20 protein-coding genes and 2 tRNA genes are annotated in these 22,667 nt (G+C 42.4%); 18 read left to right on the top strand and 4 right to left on the bottom strand.

Annotated features, from left to right (window positions below):
* Positions 1-253 precede the first annotated feature (253 nt).
* Positions 254-1,396: an acyl-CoA dehydrogenase gene (locus ZOBGAL_RS04300; RefSeq protein ID WP_013992283.1), complete on the bottom strand. Its 1,143-nt coding sequence runs from the start codon at positions 1,394-1,396 to the stop codon at positions 254-256.
* A gap of 284 nt (positions 1,397-1,680) precedes the next feature.
* On the opposite strand from ZOBGAL_RS04300, the gene ZOBGAL_RS04295 reads away from it, so the two are divergent.
* From ZOBGAL_RS04295 to ZOBGAL_RS04260, 8 genes are all read left to right on the top strand, one after another.
* Entirely contained in the window at positions 1,681-2,913 is a 1,233-nt protein-coding gene (locus tag ZOBGAL_RS04295) for a Glu/Leu/Phe/Val dehydrogenase dimerization domain-containing protein (protein WP_013992282.1), read from the top strand.
* Positions 2,914-2,926: 13 nt separating this feature from the next.
* On the top strand, positions 2,927-4,294 hold the full coding sequence (gene nhaD / locus ZOBGAL_RS04290) for a sodium:proton antiporter NhaD (RefSeq protein ID WP_013992281.1): 1,368 nt from the start codon (positions 2,927-2,929) through the stop codon (positions 4,292-4,294).
* A gap of 51 nt (positions 4,295-4,345) precedes the next feature.
* Positions 4,346-5,038, top strand: coding sequence for a MotA/TolQ/ExbB proton channel family protein (locus ZOBGAL_RS04285; protein WP_013992280.1), 693 nt, complete (start codon positions 4,346-4,348; stop codon positions 5,036-5,038).
* 10 nt (positions 5,039-5,048) lie between these two features.
* Positions 5,049-5,435, top strand: coding sequence for an ExbD/TolR family protein (locus tag ZOBGAL_RS04280; RefSeq protein ID WP_013992279.1), 387 nt, complete (start codon positions 5,049-5,051; stop codon positions 5,433-5,435).
* Positions 5,435-6,376 carry a hypothetical protein gene (locus ZOBGAL_RS04275; protein ID WP_013992278.1) on the top strand — a complete coding sequence of 314 codons (942 nt, stop codon included), beginning with the start codon at positions 5,435-5,437 and terminating at the stop codon, positions 6,374-6,376. The genes ZOBGAL_RS04280 and ZOBGAL_RS04275 overlap by 1 nt, the downstream gene beginning before the upstream one ends.
* Positions 6,373-7,584, top strand: a complete 1,212-nt coding sequence (locus tag ZOBGAL_RS04270; RefSeq protein WP_046287331.1) for a bifunctional folylpolyglutamate synthase/dihydrofolate synthase — start codon at positions 6,373-6,375, stop codon at positions 7,582-7,584. The genes ZOBGAL_RS04275 and ZOBGAL_RS04270 overlap by 4 nt, the downstream gene beginning before the upstream one ends.
* A gap of 59 nt (positions 7,585-7,643) precedes the next feature.
* Positions 7,644-7,718 (top strand) — tRNA-Val (locus ZOBGAL_RS04265).
* A 43-nt stretch (positions 7,719-7,761) separates the two neighbouring features.
* Positions 7,762-8,025, top strand: a complete 264-nt coding sequence (locus ZOBGAL_RS04260) for a GIY-YIG nuclease family protein (protein WP_013992276.1) — start codon at positions 7,762-7,764, stop codon at positions 8,023-8,025.
* Positions 8,026-8,271: 246 nt separating this feature from the next.
* On the opposite strand, the gene ZOBGAL_RS04255 is transcribed toward ZOBGAL_RS04260, so the two are convergent.
* On the bottom strand, positions 8,272-9,642 hold the full coding sequence (locus ZOBGAL_RS04255; protein ID WP_013992275.1) for a c-type cytochrome domain-containing protein: 1,371 nt from the start codon (positions 9,640-9,642) through the stop codon (positions 8,272-8,274).
* Positions 9,643-10,059: 417 nt separating this feature from the next.
* Between ZOBGAL_RS04255 and ZOBGAL_RS04250 the strand changes: the two genes are divergently transcribed.
* From ZOBGAL_RS04250 to ZOBGAL_RS04235, 4 genes are all read left to right on the top strand, one after another.
* Positions 10,060-10,134, top strand: a tRNA-Val gene (locus tag ZOBGAL_RS04250).
* 1,091 nt (positions 10,135-11,225) lie between these two features.
* Positions 11,226-11,771: an RNA polymerase sigma factor gene (locus tag ZOBGAL_RS04245; protein ID WP_013992272.1), complete on the top strand. Its 546-nt coding sequence runs from the start codon at positions 11,226-11,228 to the stop codon at positions 11,769-11,771.
* A 4-nt stretch (positions 11,772-11,775) separates the two neighbouring features.
* On the top strand, positions 11,776-11,961 hold the full coding sequence (locus ZOBGAL_RS04240; protein WP_013992271.1) for a hypothetical protein: 186 nt from the start codon (positions 11,776-11,778) through the stop codon (positions 11,959-11,961).
* Positions 11,962-11,979: 18 nt separating this feature from the next.
* Positions 11,980-12,804, top strand: coding sequence for a mechanosensitive ion channel family protein (locus tag ZOBGAL_RS04235; protein WP_013992270.1), 825 nt, complete (start codon positions 11,980-11,982; stop codon positions 12,802-12,804).
* A 64-nt stretch (positions 12,805-12,868) separates the two neighbouring features.
* Here the strand turns inward: ZOBGAL_RS04235 and ZOBGAL_RS04230 are convergent, their stop codons facing one another.
* Positions 12,869-14,146 carry a UDP-N-acetylmuramoyl-tripeptide--D-alanyl-D-alanine ligase gene (locus ZOBGAL_RS04230; protein WP_046287743.1) on the bottom strand — a complete coding sequence of 426 codons (1,278 nt, stop codon included), beginning with the start codon at positions 14,144-14,146 and terminating at the stop codon, positions 12,869-12,871.
* Positions 14,147-14,214: 68 nt separating this feature from the next.
* Complete coding sequence (gldJ, locus tag ZOBGAL_RS04225; protein WP_013992268.1) at positions 14,215-15,882, bottom strand: gliding motility lipoprotein GldJ; 1,668 nt, start codon at positions 15,880-15,882, stop codon at positions 14,215-14,217.
* A 462-nt stretch (positions 15,883-16,344) separates the two neighbouring features.
* On the opposite strand from gldJ, the gene porV reads away from it, so the two are divergent.
* The 6 genes from porV to ZOBGAL_RS04195 all read left to right on the top strand — a co-directional run bounded on the left by porV (position 16,345) and on the right by ZOBGAL_RS04195 (position 22,660).
* Positions 16,345-17,496, top strand: a complete 1,152-nt coding sequence (gene porV, locus ZOBGAL_RS04220) for a type IX secretion system outer membrane channel protein PorV (RefSeq protein WP_013992267.1) — start codon at positions 16,345-16,347, stop codon at positions 17,494-17,496.
* Between the two features lie 75 nt (positions 17,497-17,571).
* A complete protein-coding gene (gene cdd / locus ZOBGAL_RS04215; RefSeq protein WP_013992266.1) occupies positions 17,572-18,054 on the top strand; it encodes a cytidine deaminase in 483 nt (160 codons plus the stop codon).
* A gap of 152 nt (positions 18,055-18,206) precedes the next feature.
* Complete coding sequence (gene pdhA, locus ZOBGAL_RS04210; protein ID WP_013992265.1) at positions 18,207-19,202, top strand: pyruvate dehydrogenase (acetyl-transferring) E1 component subunit alpha; 996 nt, start codon at positions 18,207-18,209, stop codon at positions 19,200-19,202.
* An 8-nt stretch (positions 19,203-19,210) separates the two neighbouring features.
* Positions 19,211-20,839 (top strand): pyruvate dehydrogenase complex dihydrolipoamide acetyltransferase, encoded by a 1,629-nt coding sequence (locus tag ZOBGAL_RS04205; protein WP_013992264.1) that lies wholly within the window; start codon positions 19,211-19,213, stop codon positions 20,837-20,839.
* A gap of 88 nt (positions 20,840-20,927) precedes the next feature.
* Entirely contained in the window at positions 20,928-21,980 is a 1,053-nt protein-coding gene (locus ZOBGAL_RS04200) for a M28 family metallopeptidase (RefSeq protein WP_013992263.1), read from the top strand.
* Positions 21,980-22,660 (top strand): SDR family NAD(P)-dependent oxidoreductase, encoded by a 681-nt coding sequence (locus tag ZOBGAL_RS04195; RefSeq protein WP_013992262.1) that lies wholly within the window; start codon positions 21,980-21,982, stop codon positions 22,658-22,660. Before ZOBGAL_RS04200 ends, ZOBGAL_RS04195 begins: the two co-directional genes overlap by 1 nt.
* The last annotated feature ends 7 nt before the right edge of the window (positions 22,661-22,667 follow it).

The following is a 22,667-nucleotide window of genomic DNA, read 5'->3' as shown; positions in this document are numbered from 1 at the left end:
TCAAATAAAAATTCAACGTTTAGAATAAAACATTGAAAAATATTCAGATATGATTTTTATGTGAGCTAAATTTATCAGAATGGTAAAATTAGCACATTCAACAGACCTGTGAAAGGTTTTTTAAGGGGGTATTTGTGATATTTCTTCACTTTTGGGGTGTACCCCCTTTAATTTTCATGGTCTTGTGATATAAAGGTCTGTCTTTGGGGGGTGTTTGTGATAAAAATAACGGGGGTGGTCGTTAGACTTTTTTTTAATCCTTTAAGATACTTCGTGAAATTACGATTTTTTGAATTTCCGAGGTTCCTTCGTAAATCTGGGTTATTTTGGCATCCCTCATCAGTCTTTCTACATGATAATCTTTGACAAAGCCGTTACCTCCGTGTATTTGTACGGCTTCAACAGTGGTGTCCATGGCAACTTGGGATGCGTAAAGTTTGGCCATGGCGCTTGATAGGTCGTAATTTTTTCCTTGGTCCTTGTCCCAAGCGGACCTATATACGAGGTTACGGGCGGCTTCGATTTGTACGTGCATATCGGCCAATTTAAAGGCTATGGCCTGATGGTTTGCTATTTCGGTGCCGAAAGCCTTTCTTTCTTTTGAATATTTAAGGGCGAGTTCATAGGCCCCGGCCGCAATACCCAAGGCTTGGGCCGCTATACCGATTCGTCCTCCCGATAAGGTCTTCATGGCAAATTTGAAGCCAAAGCCATCTTCGCCTATCCGGTTTTCTTTAGGAACCTTGACATCGTTAAATATTAAGGAATGGGTGTCGCTTCCGCGGATGCCCAACTTGTTTTCTTTTGGTCCTATTTCAAAACCGGGCATGCCTTTTTCAACGATGAGGGCGTTGATGCCTTTATGTCCTTTTTCCCTGTCGGTCTGGGCTATTACTAGGTAGATGTCGGCCGTTCCGCCATTGGTGATCCAGTTTTTGGTACCGTTCAATATATAGTGGTCGCCTTTGTCGATGGCGGTGGTTTTTTGCGAAGTGGCATCGCTACCGGCTTCTGGTTCTGAAAGGCAGAAGGCACCAATGACTTCGCCGGAAGCCAATCGTGTCAGGTATTTTTGCTTTTGTTCCTCGTTTCCAAAGGCTTCAAGTCCCCAACATACCAATGAGTTGTTCACCGATACCACGACCGAGGTCGATGCATCTACTTTTGAGAGCTCTTCCATGGCAATGACGTAAGACAGGGTGTCCATACCGCTTCCGTTGTATTTGGGGTCGGTCATCATCCCTAAGAAGCCGAGTTCGCCTAGCTTCTTTATCTGTTCTGTGGGGAATTTTTGGGCTTCATCCCGTTCGATCACACCAGGTAACAATTCGTTTTGTGCAAAATCACGAGCAGCCTGCCTGATCATTAAATGTTCTTCCGAAAATGAGAAATCCATAATTTTAGTGTGTTTTTTTGAGCTTCTACAAATATAGGACTATGAAATAAATAGTAGACCTTGCTTTGTGTGCTATTTTTTTAAAAATTAATCATTCATTAGCTCTGAAAAACTTTGTATCCCAAGCCAAATTTTTATATTTGTTGAATTCGTTTTTTCGAATTGGTTTAAACGTAATATTATGACACAGCAGTAACGCCGTTAAGGCGGAAAGAAAGAGAATTTTTTTTAGGAGAGGATTAATGAATTATAGTCATAATACTGTTAATTGATATCAATTTGAAATGAAAGAATTACTGCACGCATACGAGAATAAATCACCGGAAATTGTCTTTAATTGGAAAGATAGTGAAACCGAGGCCGAAGGATGGACGGTCATAAATTCGCTCCGTGGCGGTGCGGCCGGCGGGGGAACTAGAATGCGCGAAGGCCTTGATATGAATGAAGTCTTGTCCCTTGCGAAAACCATGGAGGTGAAATTTACGGTTTCGGGTCCGCCTATAGGTGGGGCCAAATCCGGAATTAATTTCAATCCGAACGATCCGCGTAAAAAAGGAGTACTCGAACGATGGTACCATGCGGTATCGCCTTTGTTGAAAAGTTATTACGGTACGGGGGGCGACCTGAACGTAGATGAAATCCATGAAGTAATCCCTATAACTGAAGATGCGGGGGTTTGGCATCCGCAAGAAGGGGTCTTTAACGGGCATTTCAAGCCTACCGAAGCCGATAAGATCAATAGGATCGGGCAGTTGCGCCTTGGGGTCATTAAGGCATTGGAGAATCGTAAGTATTCGCCCGATGTGTCGAGAAAATATACCGTGGCGGACATGATTACCGGCTATGGGGTTGCCGAGGCCGTAAAACATTATTACGATATTTATGGTGGTAATGTGGTAGGAAAACGGGCAATTATTCAAGGTTTCGGAAACGTAGGAAGTGCCGCGGCTTACTATTTGGCCCAAATGGGGGCTAAAGTAGTAGGTATTATCGATAGGTCAGGTGGTGTCATTAAGGAAGAAGGTTATAGTTTTGAAGAGGTCAAGAGTTTTTTCTTGAATAAAGATGGAAATAATCTTGTGGTAGGTGATGGGGAAATGATTCCTTTCGATGAGATCAACGAGCGTATTTGGTCTTTGCAAGCCGAAATATTTACGCCCTGTGCCGCCTCGAGATTGGTCCTTAAGTCGCAGATTGACCGTCTTATCGATTCAGGACTTGAGGTAATTTCATGTGGGGCGAACGTGCCCTTTGCGGATAAGGAGATTTTCTTCGGTCCGATCATGGAATATACCGATGGTAAAGTGAGCTTGATTCCCGATTTTATATCAAATTGTGGAATGGCACGTGTTTTTGCGTACTTTATGGAAAAAAGGGTGGGAATGGACGATGAGCTTATTTTTAGCGACACGTCGGAAACCATCCGAAAAGCCATTTTGAACACCTATGAACATAAGCCATCAAAAAAGAATATCAGCCAAACGGCATTTGAAATAGCATTGAAACAACTAATATAAACACAGATTGAGTATGGAGACCATTATTATCATTGTATTTGTTATCGGTTATCTAGCGATAACTATGGAGCATAATCTTAAAATCGATAAGCTGATTCCGGCTTTGGCCATGATGGCGATTTTGTGGGCCGTAATAGCCTTGGCCCATATGGACGTTTTTGAGGTGAATACCATGCTCAAAGAACTCGAGCCAACGCATATCGATGAGATTCTGCTGCATCACTTGGGTAAAACCGCGGAAATTTTGGTCTTCTTGCTAGGAGCGATGACCATCGTTGAAATCATTGATTATTTTGATGGTTTTGCGACCATTAAAGGGTACATTAAAACCAAGAGCAAGCGTAGGTTGTTATGGTTGTTCTCGATTTTGGCGTTTGTGTTGTCCGCTATAATCGATAACCTAACGGCTACTATTGTATTGATAACCATTCTTCAAAAAGTGATAAAGGAGAGGGAAACCCGTTTGTGGTTCGCCGGTCTTATTATTATTGCTGCCAATGCCGGTGGTGCTTGGTCTCCGATCGGTGACGTTACCACCACAATGCTTTGGATTGGAAACAAGGTTACTGCGCCTGTCTTGATCGAGCATGTATTGATACCTTCTGTCGTATGTATGGTAGTTCCGGTTCTTTTTGCCAGTCGTTATAAAGCCTTTTCTGGGGTGATCGAAACCGAGGAGGTCGATAATGATGCTCCAAAATCCAAGTTTGGTTCAACCATGTTGTACTTAGGTTTGGGGGCAATTGTCTTTGTTCCTTTTTTCAAGACCATTACACACTTGCCTCCCTATGTGGGAATGATGTTGTCATTGGCCGTCGTAGCTACATTTGCAGAGATTTATAGTAGTTCAAAATTTAGTATATCCTCAGTAGATGACGGGGATAACGATACCGTAGGGCATCATAGTCCCGTACATGCTTCCTTGTCTAAAATTGAATTGCCAAGTATCCTTTTCTTTTTAGGGATATTAATGGCCGTAGCGGCTTTGGAATCATTGGGTATGCTTTTCCATTTTGCCGGTAACCTAGAGAGTAGCTTGCCTATGTTGGGTACGGAATCACCAGGTGAATTGGTGTCCGATTTGGTGGTACTTATTTTGGGTATTGGGTCTGCGGTTATCGACAATGTTCCGTTGGTGGCGGCCAGTATGGGTATGTTCTCCGTACCGGTTGATGATCCGGTTTGGCACTTCATCGCATATTCGGCCGGAACAGGTGGTAGCATGCTGATAATTGGTTCCGCTGCGGGTGTGGTTGCCATGGGTATGGAGAAGATCGATTTCTTCTGGTACCTGAAGAAAATTGCATGGTTGGCTTTTATAGGTTTTATCAGTGGGGCAGCCGTTTTTGTTTTAATTAGAAATTTTATACTGGACGCATAATTTTATCGATAAAATACCGTTATAGAGGCAACTCTAATACCTAAGAATTCTATGATATTATTTCAAGATATGGCCCAAGATCCTGCAGCTGCGGATGTTATGTCAGAAGAAAAGACACTTTCCGTTATCGATTTGATATTTAATGGTGGAACAGGTAGTGTGCTTATTATAACGGTACTTTTTATCATGCTGTTCGTTGCCCTATATATTTACTTTGAGCGGATATTCGCGATTAAGGCGGCCTCGAAGATCGATAGTAACTTCATGAACCAAATTCGTGATCACGTGACCAACGGAAAATTGGAGGCGGCAAAATTGCTTTGTGCCCAAACCGATTCCCCTGTGGCCAGGTTGACGGAAAAGGGGGTTTCCAGAATAGGAAAACCTTTGGACGATATCAATACCGCTATTGAGAATGCGGGTACCTTAGAGGTGTATAAGCTCGAGAAGAACGTAAGTGTCTTGGCAACTGTTGCCGGTGCTGCGCCAATGATCGGGTTCCTCGGTACGGTAATAGGTATGATTTTGGCATTTCACGAAATGGCCACTAGTGGCGGTCAGGCCGAAATGGGTTCCTTGGCTTCCGGTATCTATACCGCGATGACAACGACCGTTGCCGGATTGATCGTAGGTATTATCGCTTATATTGGATACAATCACTTGGTGAACAGAACCGATAAAGTGGTTCATAAAATGGAGGCGAATGCCGTAGAATTTTTAGACTTGTTGAACGAACCTTTATAATTCAAGAAAGATGAAATTAAAGGGAAGAAACAAGGTTAGTCCTGATTTTAGCATGTCTTCAATGACAGATATCGTATTTCTGTTATTGATATTCTTCATGCTTACAGCAAACTCACCCAATGCATTGGATCTATTACTTCCAAAGGCGAAGGGAAAGTCAACGAATACGCAGAACGTATCCGTGAGTATAGACAAGAATTTACAGTACTTTGTCAACAACGAGAGAATTAACGGAGAATACATAGAAATTGAACTAAAAAAGGCACTAGAAGGACAAGACAAACCCACAATTATTTTAAGGGCTGAAGAAAGCGTTGCCATCAAAGAGGCGGTAAACGTTATGGATATTGCCAATAGAAATAATTATAAGGTAATCTTGGCCGTGCGACCGAATTAATGTCATTCCTAGACACGAGACACAAAAAACAATCTTTTACACTTACAACCTTTCTGCTAAGTGTGCTCTTGCTTGTGTTGTTCTATATAGGCCTTACCTATATGGACCCACCTATCGAGAACGGTATTTCCGTTAATTTCGGTACCACCGATTTTGGTAGTGGAAACGTACAGCCCAAGGAGAAGATTCGTTCCGAACCTGTTGAAAAACCACCTGTAGAACCGACCCAACAAGAAGAGGTTGTCGAAGAGGTGGAAGAAGTAGCGGAAGAGGTGCCCGAGGAAGTTGTGGCCAAGGAAGCCCCGGCGGAAAAGGTGCTGACCCAAGAGAACGAAGAGTCCATTAAAATCAAAAAAGCACAAGAAGCCAAGCGAAAAGCCGAGGAAGCTGAAAAGGCGGCCAAGAAAAGGGCGGAAGATGCCCAGAAAAAGGCCAAGGCTGAGGCGGCGAGAAAAGCGCAGCAGAAAAAAGCAGCTGAAGAAAAGGCGCGTAAGGAACAAGAGGCCAAGAAGAAAAAACTCGATGAGCTTATCGGAGGAATCAGTAAATCCGATGGAAATGCCTCAGGAAGCGAAGGCGATGACAACAGGGCCGGAGATAAAGGGCAACCCGGTGGGGACCCCTATGCGACCAGTTATTACGGCAGTCCAGGTTCCGGTAGCGGAACGGGAGGATATGGTCTTAATGGCCGTTCCTTGGTCACTAAAGGCCAAGTGAAGCAGCAATGCAACGAAGAGGGCAGGGTAGTGGTGAAAATCATTGTCGATAGGAATGGAAATGTAATCAGTGCTACGCCGGGAGTGAAAGGAACAACGAACAATAGTCCTTGTTTGCTTGATCCGGCCAAAAAAACGGCCTTCAAGCATAAATGGAATTTAGATTCGAACGCGCCAAGCCAACAAGTTGGGTTTGTAGTGGTCAATTTTAAGTTGGGAGAGTGACCTATCAAGAAACCTTGGATTGGATGTTCACGCAACTTCCAATGTACCAACAAAAAGGAAAACAAGCCTATAACGCCAAATTGGACGGTATCCGTAAGTTTACCGAGCATTTGGGGCGGCCTGAAACAAAGTTTAAGAGCATTCACGTGGCCGGTACCAACGGCAAAGGCTCCAGTAGTCATATGTTGGCATCCATTCTTCAAGAGGCCGGTTATAAGGTAGGGCTCTATACTTCACCCCATTTAAAAGATTTTCGGGAACGTATCCGTATAAACGGTGAATGCATAAAAGAGGATTTTGTTGTTGGGTTTATTGAACAAAATCAACCTTTTTTTAATGCCGACCATCTGTCCTTTTTTGAAATGACCGTGGGTATGGCCTTCGATTACTTCGCGAAGGAAAAAGTTGATATTGCGGTGGTCGAGGTGGGTCTTGGAGGGAGATTGGATTCTACTAATATTATTACTCCCGAAGTAAGTCTTATTGTCAATATTGGTTTGGATCATGTGGATATGCTAGGCGATAGCCTATCTAAAATAGCCTTTGAGAAAGCTGGGATTATAAAGGAAGGGGTTCCTGTGGTGATCAGTGAGCGTCAAGAAGAGACAACTGAAACTTTTGAGCAGGTCGCCCGGTCAAAAAATGCTAAGCTCGTTTTTGCGGAACGGGAAGTGAACGAAATTTTTCCGACCTCACTTCTTGGGGACTATCAAACTAAAAATATAAAAGGAGTTTTGGCCGTAATAGCCGAATTGGGCGACTTTCATATCAGTGAAGCCCAATTGCGTAGTGGACTCATGAATGTTATGCAGAATACGGGCTTAATGGGGAGGTGGCAGCAATTGCATTCCGATCCGACCGTTATTTGTGATACGGCACATAATAAAGAAGGTTTATCGATTGTGATAAATCAAGTGGCCCAACAAAAATTTAAAAAATTATTTATCGTATTGGGACTGGTTAAGGAAAAGGACCTAAATACGATATTGCCCCTCTTCCCAAAAGACGCTATATATTACTTTTCATCCCCGAATATTTCTCGGGGATTGGATGTTAATGAATTGGCATTCAGGGCAAAGGAATTTGGCTTGTTAGGGGAGAAGTATGCAACGGTCGAAGCCGCCTATCAAGCAGCTTTGAAGGATGCCTCACCTGAAGATTTCATCTTTGTTGGGGGGAGTACCTTTACCGTTGCGGAAGTAATTTAAATTTTTTTGCTTTTTTCTTTTGGAGAGTAAAAAAGAGTCTTATATTTGCACACCTTTTCGGGCAATTAGCTCAGTTGGTTCAGAGCACCTCGTTTACACCGAGGGGGTCGGGGGTTCGAATCCCTCATTGCCCACAGAAATCCCCAAGCATTAAAATGTTCGGGGATTTTTCTTTTTATGGCCTTTTTCACCTACATCCTTTATTCGGAATCCTTGGACCGATACTACGTCGGTTCCACCCAGGATATGTCCGTACGCTTGGAGGAACATCTGAAGAACCACAAGGGCTTTACCTCAAAGGCGAAGGACTGGGAGGTAAAGTATACCGAAAGCTATCCTACGCGGACGGAAGCCCTGCGCCGGGAACGTCAGATCAAGAAATGGAAAAAGCTTAATATGCTAGGTGTTGTTCCATATATTTTTTATTTTACTGACTACTGACTACTGACTACTGACTACTGACTACTGACTACTGACTACTGACTACTGACTACTGACTACTGACTACTGACTACTGACTACTGACTACTGACTACTGACTACTGACTACTGACTACTGACTACTGACTACTGACTACTGACTACTGACTACTGACTACTGACTACTGACTACTGACTACTGCCCATAAAGAAAAATCCCATCTAAATAATTTAGACGGGACTTTAAAATCGTAAGCAATAGGTCTGTCAGCCTTTTCCTATTACGATCTCTAGTTTTTTGTTGTTCTCTTGCGTGCTTTTGGCCGTTTGTGAGCTCACACCTGTCTGCCACAAATAAACGCGCTTAAGGCTGCTTATTTTCTCTATATCGGGCAAACAGGCATCGGTTACCTGGGTGCCATATAGGTTTAGGGCTTCTAAGTGTGTTAGATTGGACAAATGTGCTACCCCTTTATCGGAAACAGCTGTTTTTTCGAGTTGAAGTCGGGTCAGGTTGGAAAACTCCGACACAATTGAAAGCCAATTGTCTTCTACATTGCTATCGGCCAATGACAGCCAAGTAATATATTCTTTTACTTCCTTAAGGCTCGCGAGCTTTTCGTTGGTCAGGTCTGTGCCTGAATATTTGATATCCAATAAAGGATTGTCGGGACCTAAGGTCTTTACCTCAAAACCGTTCTGTACCAAGGCCGCGAGCTTTGTACTGTCTAATGGCGCAAGCTGTACGGTTTCGTACCAGGGTTTTTCGTTCGTGTCTATGCCGTAGCGTCTTAACAATACCGGTTTTATGTTATCGGCCACTTCAAGGCTGGAAAGGGAAGCTTCGAAAGGAGCGCCCTGTTCGATCCACCACTCAACGGTCTTGATTTCGTCGTAAGTAAGGGCGTTGTTGGTGGGTGGCATAAATTTAATATTCTTTGGAGGTAGCGTAATTCTTCTGAAGAGTTCGCTTTCTTGGGTATTGCCCGATGTAATAACATTTTCGCTTTCGCCTCCGAGAAGTAATGAATCGGGGTGGCTCATGTTGAGTCCTCCTCTTTTTATTTGGTCATTGTGGCATCCGACACATTTGGCCTCGAAAATCGGAGCGACCAAATCGGCATAGACCTGAACTGAATCAGGGTTGGAGAATTGGGGGCGGGTGTCTATATCTTCGCCACCGCCCAATAATTTTTGAATGGGGGCAGGGGCGTATTCGGTCAAGTACGTTTCGCCGTGGGTCAGGTTTCCTCCCTTGTGTCCTTCTATAAACAGCATGGCCAAAAGAACGATGTTAAAGCCGTGCTGTAATTTAATGGGAAAGGCTTTTGGTTTGCTCTTAAGATACCATCCCGCAAACGAAAAAATGACCAAGGCGATTCCTAGCCATCGGTGGGCGAAAAGATGCTCCTCTTCGTAGAGTCCCGTTTCACCAAGAAACCACCCGGAAATTGCGGCACCCGACGCGCTTAATGCACCCAGTAACCAAGCGATGGGAATCAGTTTGCTTTTTGTTTCGGTTTTTTTGAAACTCTCGTACCACTCCAATACAATGGCCAAGAAAAGAAAGCCAATGGGCAAATGGACGAACAAGGGGTGAAAACGGCCTAAAAAAGTCGTGAATTCTAGTGCAATCATAATGTTTTGTTCTAATCGGTTTTGTAGAAATAGAGTTGGTGTATACTATCAATTTTCAGTAAGTATGTTTTTGCCGGTATTACGACGATCCTTTGTTTTATGTTATTATTGAATTTCGGATAAATATATCATGGTTATCGCAAAATACGTATTATTGATGTTATCAATAGTGCAACAAATGGTCAAAATTGCAATTGTTTAGTTTTTGTACATTCGTTTTAGGGGAGAAACCTTTAGAACATTGCCCTTTTTGATCGTTTTATCAATTCTGGGTAATTTTGTGAGTTTTCGTTTTTTGACTGTTGGAATGTGTCGAAGTATTGTTGTTAAAAACAAAAATTGGCGGAAGATCAAGAAGTCGGTCAATTTATGTTTTCATAATCGGAAATAAATTTTACCTTTGGCGGACTATTTTTTGGGTCATTAGCTCAGTTGGTTTAGAGCGCTGCCTTGACAGGGCAGAGGTCACTGGTTCGAATCCAGTATGACCCACAAAATTCTTAGTACTTCCCTTTCTCAATCTGTCCTTTTAATATTTTATAAGTGTTTGGTTTTTAGTCTTTTTAAAAGTCGAATCGCGGCTATTTAACGTGTTTTTACAATATTGTTAAGTTTTTAGACGTTAATATGTGACTTTTTACCATAAGTGGTTTCCTATTAAATGTGTAACCAATTAAGAATCAAGACGTGTTTAACCCATATGTTCTGCTTTTAGTCATAAGTTTGATTATTTTCTTAATAATCATCGTATTTGTGATTCCTTCCGTTTTATCGGCTAAAAAATACATCAAAGACGGGAGTAGGATTACGAAACGAAAATCAAAGCCCAAATTCAATACGAGCGTCGAAGAAAATACCAAATAACAACGAACCGACCGTTGTGCCATTTCCAGCATTTTAGCTCGGAAGTATATTGTCTACAATTGTCTTTTCCTTAATCTTTCCAAGCAACATATTTTCTCGATTTTACATTCAAAAAAAGTGACTTTTTCCAAAAAGGCGGGTCTAATCTTATACACTAACTAAAATGATGTACGATGAACGACCTGGTATTTGTGTTTTTTTGTATTGGTATTACTATTTTTTTAATCGGTATGGTAGTTATGTTGCCAAAGATCTTGTTTTCTTCCGATTTTAAATCTGAGGATAAAAAAAAACGCAAACGGAACTCCCGTGATGAATCTGGGCAGTCTACGGAAAGCTTAAGTAGTTAAATGTTGAATAGCGTTATGGTCTAAAACAGGCCTAGACTCGGTGGGCGAAGGGAAGAAGGGGGATTTAATGCTTCGGTTCTTTGATGTGTTGTTAAGTTGCTAGCTTCTTTGTCCCTGGTAATCGGAGTGTCAATATCTGACGCATACGTTCTTTGAAATATGTTATGGTGTATTCGACCCTGAATATTTGATCGGTAATAATTACTTTTGGAGTTTGAAATTGGAACTGATGCTAGATTTTTGTTTTTGCTTGTCGATAGTAAGTATCTTTGGCAGGGAAAAATGAAGACTTCTAGTTGATTTTTGTGTCGTAATTGAATAATTAGCAACCTAAACCAAGTATTGGAAACAGAGATAGTACCGGAATCAATGTCGGACGAAGAGCTCGTGCGAAAAATAGCCAGACAAAATGATGCTACGCTATTTGCCGTGCTTTATGATAGATATGCGCAAAGGGTATATAACAAGTGTTATAGCTTTTCGAAATCTGCGGATGAAGCGGAAGACCTTACGCAAGATGTCTTTTTGATGCTCTTTATCAAATTGTCAAGTTTTAAGGGGCGATCAAAGTTCTCCACTTGGTTATATGCTTTTACCTATAATTTCTGTGTGAATTATGTGAATAGGAACAAGCAAAGGATGATGAGCGATAAGTCCGACTCTATTTCGGAATCGGATAAGCCTATTCAAGGTGGTAATGACGATGCCGAAATAGCCAATATGCGGGCCGAAAAGCTCAAGAAGGCCTTAGAGCTTATCGAACCCGAAGACAAGAAGATATTGCTCTTGAAGTATCAAGACGATGTGTCGATAAAAGAATTGACCACTATACTTGAAATAGGAGAAAGTGCCGTGAAAATGAGATTGAAACGGGCCAAATCAAGAATAGTGGAAGCTTATAATAAAATACCATAACGCCATGGAAAAGAAAAACCCATTTAAGGAAATGGAAGACTCCCTTCACGAGGTACCTCCCCATTTGAAAAAGAAGGTTATGGATGATATAGCTTCGGCTAAGCTTGTTATGGAAATGGCAAACTTATTTACATGCAATTATAAGTCAGCTATAGAAGATATATTCAAAACCAATCCCGACATTATTTAACGCGTAACATTTAAGAAAATGGATAAAGTTTCAGAATGGAAAAATTTAACTTTCAATACCATAACAACCATAATAAATGATATAGCTTCTGCATTGCCCAATATCTTGGGGGCGCTGGTTATTTTATTTATTGGATGGATCATAAGCAAGGTGGTGCGTATGGTTCTTGGGAAAGTGATGAAGGTGGCCCAAGTAGGGAAAATCTCCGATAAGATCAACGAGGCAAAGTTGTTTGGCGATAGCAACGTAAAGGTTGATATAGAAAAAGTCTTGCTTCAATTTGTAAAGTGGGTCCTTTTATTAATCTTTATTGTGGTTGCGGCAGATATTGTCGAGCTGACCATTATCTCCCAAGAGATTGCCAACTTGTTGCGATACTTGCCTATTCTGCTTAGTGCCATGGTCATTTTTATGATCGGGCTCTATGTGGCAAAACTCATAAAACAAGCCTTGAAAGGGGTCTTTGACTCCATGGGATTTGGCGGTGGCCGACTTGTGAGTAGTGTCGTCTTTTATATTATCGTCATTTTTGTAACGATAACTTCATTGAACCAAGCGGGTATTGATACCTCTATGTTCACGAACAACTTTTCGCTTATACTGGGCGCATTTTTGTTGGCCTTTGCCCTAGGGTTGGGTCTTGGGTCTAAAAGTGTGGTAGAGGGGCTGTTAAAGATGTTTTATGCGAGGAAGAATTACGCCGTAGGCGATAAGATCAAGTTTTCCGATGTGGAGGGCACCATAGAGGCTATAGATAATATTACGGTAACCTTGAGAACCCAAAAGGGGAAGCTGATTGTGCCCATCAAGGAAATTGTAGAAAATAGGGTCGAATTAAAGTAAGTAGATCATAAGTAGTTGTATCGGGCGGTGCTGAAAAGTACCGCCCTTTTTTTGTTTTGCCGATTTATAGAAATTCCAGAATGCGCTCGAGGGCCATGCCTCTTGACCCCTTGATTAAAATAGTGCTGTTGCCCTTAAGGTTTCCATCGTTTAGGTACAGTTTTAGGTCGTTAAAGGTGCTGTATTTCTGAAAAAGGGTGTCCGTTCCATAAAAATTTTCGCCGACCAAGATTACATTTTCGAAATTCAGTTTGTGGGCGAGGTCCGCTATGGCTTGGTGTTCTTCAGGCGCAGTTGTTCCTAGTTCGAACATGTCGCCCAAAAAGGCGATTTTATTGTTTCCGGGCATTTGGGCAAAATTTTCTAGTGCGGCCTTCATACTGGTCGGGTTGGCATTGTAGGCGTCCAGTATGATACGGTGCCCGTTTTTCGTCAATATCTGTGAACGATTATTGTTCGGGGCATAGCCTTCTATGGCCGATTTGATCTGGGCTAGGGAGACATTGAAATATTTGCCAATGAGAATGGCTGCGGCACAATTGGTGAAATTGTAGCTTCCGATAAGTTGTGAGGTTATAGAGGTGTCTTCTATCGATATCTTTACAAAAGGGTCGGCCGCTGTAAGTTCAACCATGTAATAGTCCTTGTTGTTTGTGCTGAAACCGTACTTCTTGATGTAATGGCCAAGTTTTTCTATTTGCACGGGGTCGTCTCCGTTCATAAAAACATGCTTGTTGTTTTTGGTCAAGAAGTCGTAAAGTTCGCTTTTGCCCTTAATAACGCCTGCCTCGCTTCCAAAACCTTCGAGGTGTGCTTTGCCAAAGTTGGTGATATAGCCGAAATCGGGTTGTGCCAAACCGCATAAAAATTCAATTTCCTTTTGGTGATTGGCACCCATTTCAACAATGGCTATTTCGGTATCTTCTTTTATGGAGAGTAGGGTGAGTGGAACCCCGATATGGTTGTTGAGGTTGCCTTGGGTGGCAATGGTATTGTATTTTTGTGATAGTACGGCGTTGATGAGTTCTTTGGTGGTGGTTTTGCCGTTGCTTCCGGTCAAGGCTATGACCTTGGCTTTTGAATGGCTTCTGTGGAATGCAGCGAGTTCTTGAAGCGCTTTTAGTGTGTCGTCTACCAAAATATGTCGGTCCGATTCGGCAAACTCGGCATCATCGATTACGGCATAGGCCGCTCCTTTTTTTAATGCTTCGTTAGCGTAGCGGTTCCCGTTAAAATTATCGCCCTTTAAGGCAAAAAAAATGCAGTTGTCGGTTATTTTTCGAGTGTCGGTACAAACTTCGGGAAACTCTAAAAAATGCTGGTGCAGTTGCGCTGTTTTCATAAAGTAAAAGTATAAAAAAAGTCCCGGCATGATTGCCGAGACTTTTTAGAAAATTATTTGTTTAAGGCTTATCTTACCTTTTTACCTCTTGGGGTCTTGTTTTTTGTCTTAGATTTAGAACCTACTCTTGACATAGCACATCTAAAGCCGATGTAGTCGGTAGCCATATATTGTGGCAAATACCTTCTTTGTGCTGGATCCAACCAGTACGCTCGGTCTCTCCATGAGCCACCTTTGTAAACCCTTACCTCGTCGTTGATCAATGTTGTTCTGTTATTCGATGTGTCGTAATGTCTGATCAATTTTCCGGTAGAATCCCTTTCTACTTTATGTTTAGGGGAGTTGTACATTTTCTTGTTGTCATCTTCTCCTTCTTCATCACTGAATTGGTCAAAGAATCTGGAAGAACCTGGGTCTCCGTCTCTATATCCTCTGTTGTCACTAGAAGAGAAGTTGGTTCTTAAATAGGTTTCCTCTTCATCTACAGGAACCATTTTAATTTCACCTGGAAGGTTTACTGCAACTATTTTTCCGTTAGGAAGCGTATCGTAAATTATAGAATCTCTCAATACGTTTACTTTTCCATCTTCACCGATTGCGGTTTTCATATAAATGTTACCACGGTAATAGTTGAAATCACTTACCTCGTCATCTACTATGGGGCGATAAACATCGGCTACCCATTCGGCAACGTTACCTGCCATATCGTAAAGACCAAGGTCGTTTGGCTTGTAAGACATTACTTGGGCGGTAATATCGGCACCATCGTCTGACCATCCGGCGATTCCGCCGTAATCTCCTTTACCTTGCTTAAAGTTGGCCAATTGGTCACCTCTACCTACACGTTGTCCGTTTCTGGTGTAATCACCATCCCATGGATATTTTTTCCTACCTCTGTAGTTGTTGTACTCACGGTTACCTTGGTTGGCTTGTGCCGCATATTCCCATTCGGTTTCCGTTGGTAGTCTATATTCTGGCATAATTATACCGCTGCTTCTTTTTGCAAATGTATTTACACTGTCTTTTTTTGCTTTACCCTGTAGGGAATCTATTTGTCCGTTATAAACAGATTCAGGTCTGTTAAGGTAGGCTTCGGTGCTAAAAGTACCGGAAACATCACCTTGGGCGGCTTTGTACTTGGCGTCTTTTGCCAAATATCCTTCCCTTTCGAGCATAACTTCGTTTACACGATCTGTACGCCATTCGGCAAATTGTGTGGCCTGTACCCAGTTAACACCTACTACGGGATACTCTGCATAGGCAGGGTGCCTTAAGTAGTTGTTGGTCATGGTTTCGTTAAAACCTAAGCGGTTTCTCCATACCAAGGTATCGGGTAGGGCACCTTTATATATGTTCGTGTATTTTGGGTTTTCCGGAGGATAAACACTTTTTAGGTAATCGAGGTACTCTAAGTACATGACGTTCGTTACCTCGGTCTCGTCCATATAAAAAGACTGTACGTGTTGCGATGTTGGTGTATTGTTCCAATCGTGCATAACGTCATCCTGTACCTTACCTTTGGTGAAAGTACCACCCTCAACAAATACAAGGCCTGGTGCGGTTTCTTGCTCCTTGAAATCCGTATTGTATTGAAAACCACCTTCTTTGGCGTTTATTTTCCAACCTGTGGCTCTCGACACATTTTTGGAAGAACCGGATTTTTTACAGCTGGTAACCGTAAAACCTCCCGCTATTACTGCACAAGAAAGTACAACTTTGATAAACTGTTTTTTCATAATTAGGACTTGAGTTCAAATAGGACCACTGCTGAAACGGTAGTGCAGTTGGTTGTTTTATTTTGATTAATTTTTAGTGTCACTTTCGGCATATAAAACGATGATTTGTACATAATATTTTATTTGCTAAAAAATATTTTCTCTTAGAAGCGCCTTCGTATTTGTTTAAAACGTATGACGTCTTAAAATCCATAACGGAACAATTGGCTTTATAGTATTGGGAAGCTGTTTCTTTTACCTGAAAACCGTATGTAGGCCCTTATATTTTAATGGAAATGCGAAATTACAAAAGAAGTGCGTACTTTGCGCCCCGTTTTTAATTTGGTCCCGAAATTAAAAATATTGCATGTTTCATGCAAGATATTCCTTAAAAGGGCGTTTGTATGTAGTACAACTAATATATTTTTCGGTTGTACCCTGATATTGTAAATTTTGACCGACTAAATTTAGCTCTATTTAAAAATGAAAAAATTATCAATGCTTGTTTTGCTTGCTTTTGCTTGCAAAATATCGGCCCAAGAGGCGGGTGATCGTGTGATTACGACCGCAGTTCCCTTTTTGAACATTACAGCAGATGCCAGGGCAGCTGGTATGGGAGATATGGGTGTCGCAACTTCTACCGATGCTTATTCCCAACAGTGGAACCCCGCAAAATTTGCTTTTGCAGAACGAAAAATGGGAGTTGGTCTCGGCTATACACCCTATTTGAGCAATGCCATTTCGGGAATAGGTCTTTTAAACGCTAGTTACTTTAATAAAATTAACGATCAGAGCGCTTTCGCCTTCAGTCTTCGGTATTTTACTTTGGGTGATATTGAGCTAAGGCAGAATTATGAAGATATAGGTACGGTGGTAAAGCCGAACGAACTGTCTTTTGATGGTTCATATTCCTTAAAACTAAGTCCGACGTTCTCAATGGCCGTAGGAGGTAGGTATATAAGGTCGAACCTGAAATTTCAGAACGACAGTAATGTAGATGCCAAGCCGGGTAGTACCTTTGCCGTTGATGTGGCCGGTTTTTACCGCTCAAGGGAAATAGCCTATAACAGTTTCGACGGACGTTGGAGGGCTGGATTCAATATTTCCAACTTGGGAGGCAAGATAGCTTATGACGAAAACGGACAAGATAACTTTATACCGACCAACCTGAAGTTCGGTGTTGGCTTTGATATCATCTTGGATCAAGACAATGTTTTAGGGTTTACCTCTGAATTCAATAAATTATTGGTGCCTACCCCTAAAGATTTTGATGGCGATGGCGATTTGGATGCCGACGATAGGGACGAGTATCAGAACATCGGGTTCTTAAGCGGTGTTTTTAAATCTTTTGGGGATGCCCCCGATGGTTTTAGCGAGGAATTGAAGGAGATGACATGGGCCTTAGGTGCGGAATACACCTATCAAGACGCTTTTATGTTCCGTACCGGATATTTCAATGAGAGTGATGTTAAGGGCTATAGAAAGTATTTTACCCTTGGTGCCGGCTTTAAGTTCAATTCGGCCCAAATAGACCTTTCTTATCTCTTCTCTACTTCAAAAATCACCAACCCTGTAGAAAATTCACTTCGTTTTTCCGTAACGTTTAATTTGGGAGACGAATTCTATAATGATTAAAATATAATATTATTAGTGCTTATAAAACCTGCCGTTCGGCGGGTTTTATTATTTTAGGCCCATATTCGAACAAGTATGCAAAAACGGAATATTACTTTTGAATTGACCACTTTCGATTCCTTGGAGGAACTGAGCAGTGAAGATGCCAATCTAATGGCCGAGGCCGTAGCGGCCAGGAAGAATGCCTATGCACCCTATTCGAATTTTCAGGTAGGGGCCGCCGTGCTTTTGGAGAACGGCGAAATTGTTATCGGTAACAACCAAGAAAATGCCTCATATCCTTCGGGACTTTGTGCGGAAAGGGTAGCGGTTTTTTATGCTGGGGCCAAATATCCGGGTGTGGGCATCAAATCGATAGCCATTACCGCCACTTCTACAACCTATCAGTTAACTGAACCTGCGGCGCCTTGTGGGAATTGTAGGCAGTCTATTTCAGAGTACGAGGTGCGGCAAAAAAGTCCCATAGCCCTCTTGATGATGGGGGAAACCGGCAAAATATTAAAGTGCGATTCTATGGCCGATATACTGCCGCTTGGCTTCGATAGTTCTTTTTTGTAACAGTTCTTGATGGCCTTAGGATAAATTCTAACAAACCTTTTACTTCAATTTTTTTCAACTATTGATTTAATATGTATTTTTGCTCTTCTGGTTCATTCCATGTATGAAAGGAATTGACAAGATGTAACGAAGAATCCAAATTAATAGCATCAATGAAAAAAATTACCAAAGAGGTATATCTGAAATGGTATGAGGATATGTTGTTCTGGCGTAAGTTCGAAGACAAGCTGGCACAGGTCTACATTCAACAAAAAGTTAGAGGTTTTTTACATTTGTACAATGGTCAAGAAGCTGTTTTGGCCGGCTCATTGCATGCAATGGACCTTACCAAAGACCGGATGATTACGGCTTATAGAAACCATGTACAGCCAATTGGTATGGGTGTGGATCCCCGAAAAGTAATGGCCGAATTGTATGGAAAGGTAACCGGTACCTCAAAAGGTATGGGTGGATCTATGCATATATTCTCTAAAGAACATCGTTTTCACGGTGGACATGGTATCGTGGGCGGTCAAATTCCGTTGGGTGCCGGTATGGCCTTTGGTGATAAATATGCAGGAAGGGACAACGTTACCTTATGTTATATGGGTGATGGTGCCGTACGCCAAGGTTCCTTTCATGAAGCCTTGAACTTGGCCATGTTATGGCAACTTCCGGTAGTCTTCATTTGTGAAAACAATGGATATGCCATGGGAACTTCGGTAGAAAGAACTGCCTACTCCACTGAAATCTGGAAACTCGGCTTGGGCTATGAAATGCCTTGTGGTCCCGTAGACGGTATGGACCCCGTAACGGTGGCCCAAGAAGTGAGCAAGGCCGTTGATAGGGCACGTTCTGGTGGCGGACCTACTTTCTTGGAAATGAAAACATACCGATATAGAGGACACTCTATGTCAGATGCGCAACACTATAGAACTAAGGAAGAAGTAAAGGAATATCAGAAAATTGATCCCATTACCCAGGTTCTTGATATTATTAAAGAAAATAATTACGCATCGGAAGAAGAGATAAAAGCTATAGACAAAAGGGTGAAGGATTTGGTCTTGGAATGCGAGAAATTTGCAGACGAGTCAGACTATCCGCCAGTACAGCAATTGTACGATATGGTCTATGAACAAGAAGATTTTCCATTTGTACAACATAAATAATTAGGTAGATGGCAGAAGTAATAAACATGCCCCGCTTAAGCGATACCATGGAAGAGGGTACCGTGGCCAAGTGGTTAAAAAACGTTGGAGACAAGGTTGAAGAGGGTGATATACTGGCAGAAATAGAGACCGATAAGGCTACTATGGAGTTCGAATCTTTTTATGAGGGAACACTGTTGCATATCGGTATACCAGAGGGTGAAGGCGCTCCGGTTGATTCTTTGTTGGCCATTATCGGTAAGGAAGGTGAAGATATCTCTTCCCTATTGAACGGTAGTGCGGCGTCTTCTGAAGTTCAGGAAGCCGATGCGGCGGATGAGCCGGTAGACGATAGTTCTGAAAGTTCCGATGAGGTTAGCGCTTCTGCTGAAGTTCCTGAGGGTGTGGAAATCGTAAAGATGCCCCGCTTGAGCGATACTATGGAAGAGGGTACCGTTGCCGCTTGGTTGAAAAAAGTAGGTGATACGGTAGAAGAAGGTGAGATTTTAGCCGAAATCGAAACGGATAAGGCTACAATGGAATTTGAATCTTTCTATTCGGGAACCTTATTATATATAGGTATACAGGAAGGTGAATCTTCACCGGTCGATGCGGTTTTGGCCATTATAGGCCCTGCGGGTACCGACGTTGATGCCGTGCTTAATGCAAAACCATCTTCTGGTGGAAAAGCAAGTGCTCCTGCAGAAACCCCAAAGGAAGCACCGAAGAAAGAGGCCGCCGAACCAAAGTCGGTAAACGATGGACAGCGTATTTTTGCCTCACCTTTGGCCAAGAAAATAGCTAAGGAAAAAGGCATCGATTTATCCAGTGTTCCTGGTTCTGGGGATAATGGAAGAATCGTAAAGAAAGACGTCGAAAATTATACGCCTGCCGCAGCACCGGCAGCTGCACCGCAAAAAGCGGCAGCTACGGCTGCAGCCCCTGCAAGCGCGCCTGTAATCTTACCGGTTGGTGAAGAAGGCTCCGAAGAGGTGAAAAATTCGCAGATGCGTAAGACTATCGCCAAACGATTGTCTGAGTCTAAATTTACGGCTCCTCATTATTACCTTACTATTGAGGTAGATATGGGCAATGCAATGGCTTCTAGAAAGCAAATAAACGATTTGCCCGATACCAAGGTGTCCTTTAACGATATGGTAGTGAAGGCCTGTGCCATGGCATTGAAGAAACATCCTCAAGTCAATACGACTTGGAAGGGTGATACAACACGTTACAACCATCATGTACATGTAGGTGTGGCCGTAGCGGTAGATGACGGCCTTGTGGTGCCGGTCGTGAAATTTACAGATCAGTTGAGTTTAACGCAAATCGGTGCCGCCGTTAAGGATTTGGCCGGTCGTGCAAGAAACAAAAAACTTACCCCGGCTGAAATGGACGGAAGTACGTTCACGGTTTCTAACTTGGGTATGTTCGGTATTACCGAGTTTACTTCAATTATCAACCAGCCTAATTCTGCAATTCTTTCCGTAGGGGCCATTGTGCAAAAACCAGTGGTGAAAGACGGTCAGATCGTAGTGGGGAATACAATGAAGGTAACCTTGGCCTGTGACCATAGAACGGTCGATGGTGCTACAGGGGCCCAATTTTTATTGACTTTACGTTCTTATTTGGAAAATCCGGTGACCATGCTGGCCTAAACAGATAGAAACTAATATAATAAAGGCATCTCGGTAATTTCGAGATGCCTTTTTTTATTTCTAAATTGTAGTCGAAAATTAAATACCTATGAAAAAGAGTTTTGTGTTCTTGACGGGCATGCTGGTAATGGCCTGTGGATCGTCTAAAATTGATGAATCGGTAACGCTTCAGAGCGAAGAGGCCGTGCAGTTTGATCGAAGTCTGATGGAAGTGCCTAAGAAGGCCGACGACCTTAATGGTATAAACGGTGCTATAGGTGCATCAAAAAATCAATTCTCGAACAGCGATAAGGTTGGTGCTATCATGACCTTCTTGGCTTCTGATGACCTTCAGGGCAGGGATACGGGTAGCGAGGGTATTGAAAAGGCCGCCGGGTTTATCGAGAACGTTTTTTCGGAAAATAACATAAGACCTTATTTTCAAACCTATCGGGATGAGTTGTCCAATTATGACCAACCTGCGTTCAATGTGGTAGGTATGGTAGAGGGCAACGATCCTGAATTAAAGAACGAGTTTGTAATTGTCGGGGCCCATTATGATCATATAGGCTTGATAGCCGAAGAGAACGGCGATAAAATTGCCAATGGGGCCAACGATAATGCTACGGGAACGACTACCGTATTGGAATTGGCCCGTTATTTTGGAAATACAAAGACCAACAAGCGGAGCATTATCTTTGCGCTTTTTAGTGCCGAGGAAAAAGGACTTTTAGGGTCGAAGCATTTGGCGCAAAAACTAAAGGAAGCCAATTTGAACCTTTATGTAATGCTTAATTATGAGATGGTAGGCGTGCCCTTGGTAGATAAGGACTATCTAGCCTATTTAACAGGGTATGAGGAGTCGAATATGGCCGATGTGGCCAATAGCTATGCGGAAGGTGGTACCTATGCGGGTTTTCTTCCAAAGGCAAAGGAGTTCAATCTTTTTATGAGGTCTGATAACTATCCTTTTCATGAGGCTTTCGGTGTGCCTTCGCAAACCTTTAGCACCTTTGATTTTACCAATTTCAATCACTATCACAAGGTGGGGGACGAGATCTCTGAAATGGACTTCGGCCATATGGCCAACTTGATTAATAAAAGTATTCCGGTTGTAGAGGGTATCGTAAACGCCTCGACTAAAGAAATTCGATATAACTAATGGCAAATGTTATTATTACGGGCTCGAGTAGGGGAATAGGTTTTGAACTGGCAAAATTGTTTGCGGATGAAGGTCATAAAGTCTTGGCCTTATCGCGAAATGACCGACCTATATCAGAATTGGGCCATAAAAATATTTTCAGTTTCCCCTTTGATTTGGGTAATCCTTCCGATTTTAAGAAAATGGAAGATTTTGTGGATGTAAACTTTAAATCGGTAGACCTGCTTATCAACAACGCGGGAAAGTTGCTGAACAAACCTTTTCTAGAGACTGAAGCCGAGGAGTTCGAAGCGGTTTATAAGGTAAACGTATTCGGTGTTGCCGAAATGACGAGAAGGGTCCTTCCTAAAATGTCAAAGGAAGGCCATGTGGTGACCATTAGCTCTATGGGCGGTGTTCAGGGGAGCGTTAAGTTTCCGGGCTTGTCGGCATACAGTTCCAGTAAGGGGGCCGTCATTACACTCACGGAACTGTGGGCGGAAGAGTTTAAGGAAACCGGCCCGTCTTTCAATGTTTTGGCCTTAGGGGCGGTTCAGACGGAAATGCTAGAAGAAGCCTTTCCGGGCTATGAGGCGCCTACTACAGCTTTGGAGATGGCCGGGTATATCAAAGATTTCGCCTTAAATGGACATAAATTTTACAATGGCAAGTTGCTTCAGGTCAGCAATAGTACTCCTTGATATTTTT

It is taken from the genome of Zobellia galactanivorans (genome assembly GCF_000973105.1).
Taxonomy (GTDB): domain Bacteria; phylum Bacteroidota; class Bacteroidia; order Flavobacteriales; family Flavobacteriaceae; genus Zobellia; species Zobellia galactanivorans.
The sequence above is the reverse complement of the archived record's forward strand: the minus strand, read 5'-3'. Positions and strand labels throughout refer to the sequence as shown.

Excerpts from the sequence above, each read along its gene's own strand:
- porV (WP_013992267.1), top strand. The coding sequence starts at position 16,345 with ATGAAAAAATTATCAATGCTTGTTTTGCTTGCTTTTGCTTGCAAAATA.
- ZOBGAL_RS04285 (WP_013992280.1), top strand. The coding sequence starts at position 4,346 with ATGATATTATTTCAAGATATGGCCCAAGATCCTGCAGCTGCGGATGTT.
- ZOBGAL_RS04280 (WP_013992279.1), top strand. The coding sequence starts at position 5,049 with ATGAAATTAAAGGGAAGAAACAAGGTTAGTCCTGATTTTAGCATGTCT.
- pdhA (WP_013992265.1), top strand. The coding sequence starts at position 18,207 with ATGAAAAAAATTACCAAAGAGGTATATCTGAAATGGTATGAGGATATG.
- ZOBGAL_RS04235 (WP_013992270.1), top strand. The coding sequence starts at position 11,980 with ATGGATAAAGTTTCAGAATGGAAAAATTTAACTTTCAATACCATAACA.
- ZOBGAL_RS04230 (WP_046287743.1), bottom strand. The coding sequence starts at position 14,146 with ATGAAAACAGCGCAACTGCACCAGCATTTTTTAGAGTTTCCCGAAGTT.
- ZOBGAL_RS04200 (WP_013992263.1), top strand. The coding sequence starts at position 20,928 with ATGAAAAAGAGTTTTGTGTTCTTGACGGGCATGCTGGTAATGGCCTGT.
- cdd (WP_013992266.1), top strand. The coding sequence starts at position 17,572 with ATGCAAAAACGGAATATTACTTTTGAATTGACCACTTTCGATTCCTTG.
- ZOBGAL_RS04255 (WP_013992275.1), bottom strand. The coding sequence starts at position 9,642 with ATGATTGCACTAGAATTCACGACTTTTTTAGGCCGTTTTCACCCCTTG.
- ZOBGAL_RS04300 (WP_013992283.1), bottom strand. The coding sequence starts at position 1,396 with ATGGATTTCTCATTTTCGGAAGAACATTTAATGATCAGGCAGGCTGCT.
- ZOBGAL_RS04240 (WP_013992271.1), top strand. The coding sequence starts at position 11,776 with ATGGAAAAGAAAAACCCATTTAAGGAAATGGAAGACTCCCTTCACGAG.
- ZOBGAL_RS04275 (WP_013992278.1), top strand. The coding sequence starts at position 5,435 with ATGTCATTCCTAGACACGAGACACAAAAAACAATCTTTTACACTTACA.
- ZOBGAL_RS04245 (WP_013992272.1), top strand. The coding sequence starts at position 11,226 with ATGTCGGACGAAGAGCTCGTGCGAAAAATAGCCAGACAAAATGATGCT.
- ZOBGAL_RS04295 (WP_013992282.1), top strand. The coding sequence starts at position 1,681 with ATGAAAGAATTACTGCACGCATACGAGAATAAATCACCGGAAATTGTC.
- nhaD (WP_013992281.1), top strand. The coding sequence starts at position 2,927 with ATGGAGACCATTATTATCATTGTATTTGTTATCGGTTATCTAGCGATA.
- ZOBGAL_RS04205 (WP_013992264.1), top strand. The coding sequence starts at position 19,211 with ATGGCAGAAGTAATAAACATGCCCCGCTTAAGCGATACCATGGAAGAG.
- ZOBGAL_RS04260 (WP_013992276.1), top strand. The coding sequence starts at position 7,762 with ATGGCCTTTTTCACCTACATCCTTTATTCGGAATCCTTGGACCGATAC.
- ZOBGAL_RS04195 (WP_013992262.1), top strand. The coding sequence starts at position 21,980 with ATGGCAAATGTTATTATTACGGGCTCGAGTAGGGGAATAGGTTTTGAA.
- gldJ (WP_013992268.1), bottom strand. The coding sequence starts at position 15,882 with ATGAAAAAACAGTTTATCAAAGTTGTACTTTCTTGTGCAGTAATAGCG.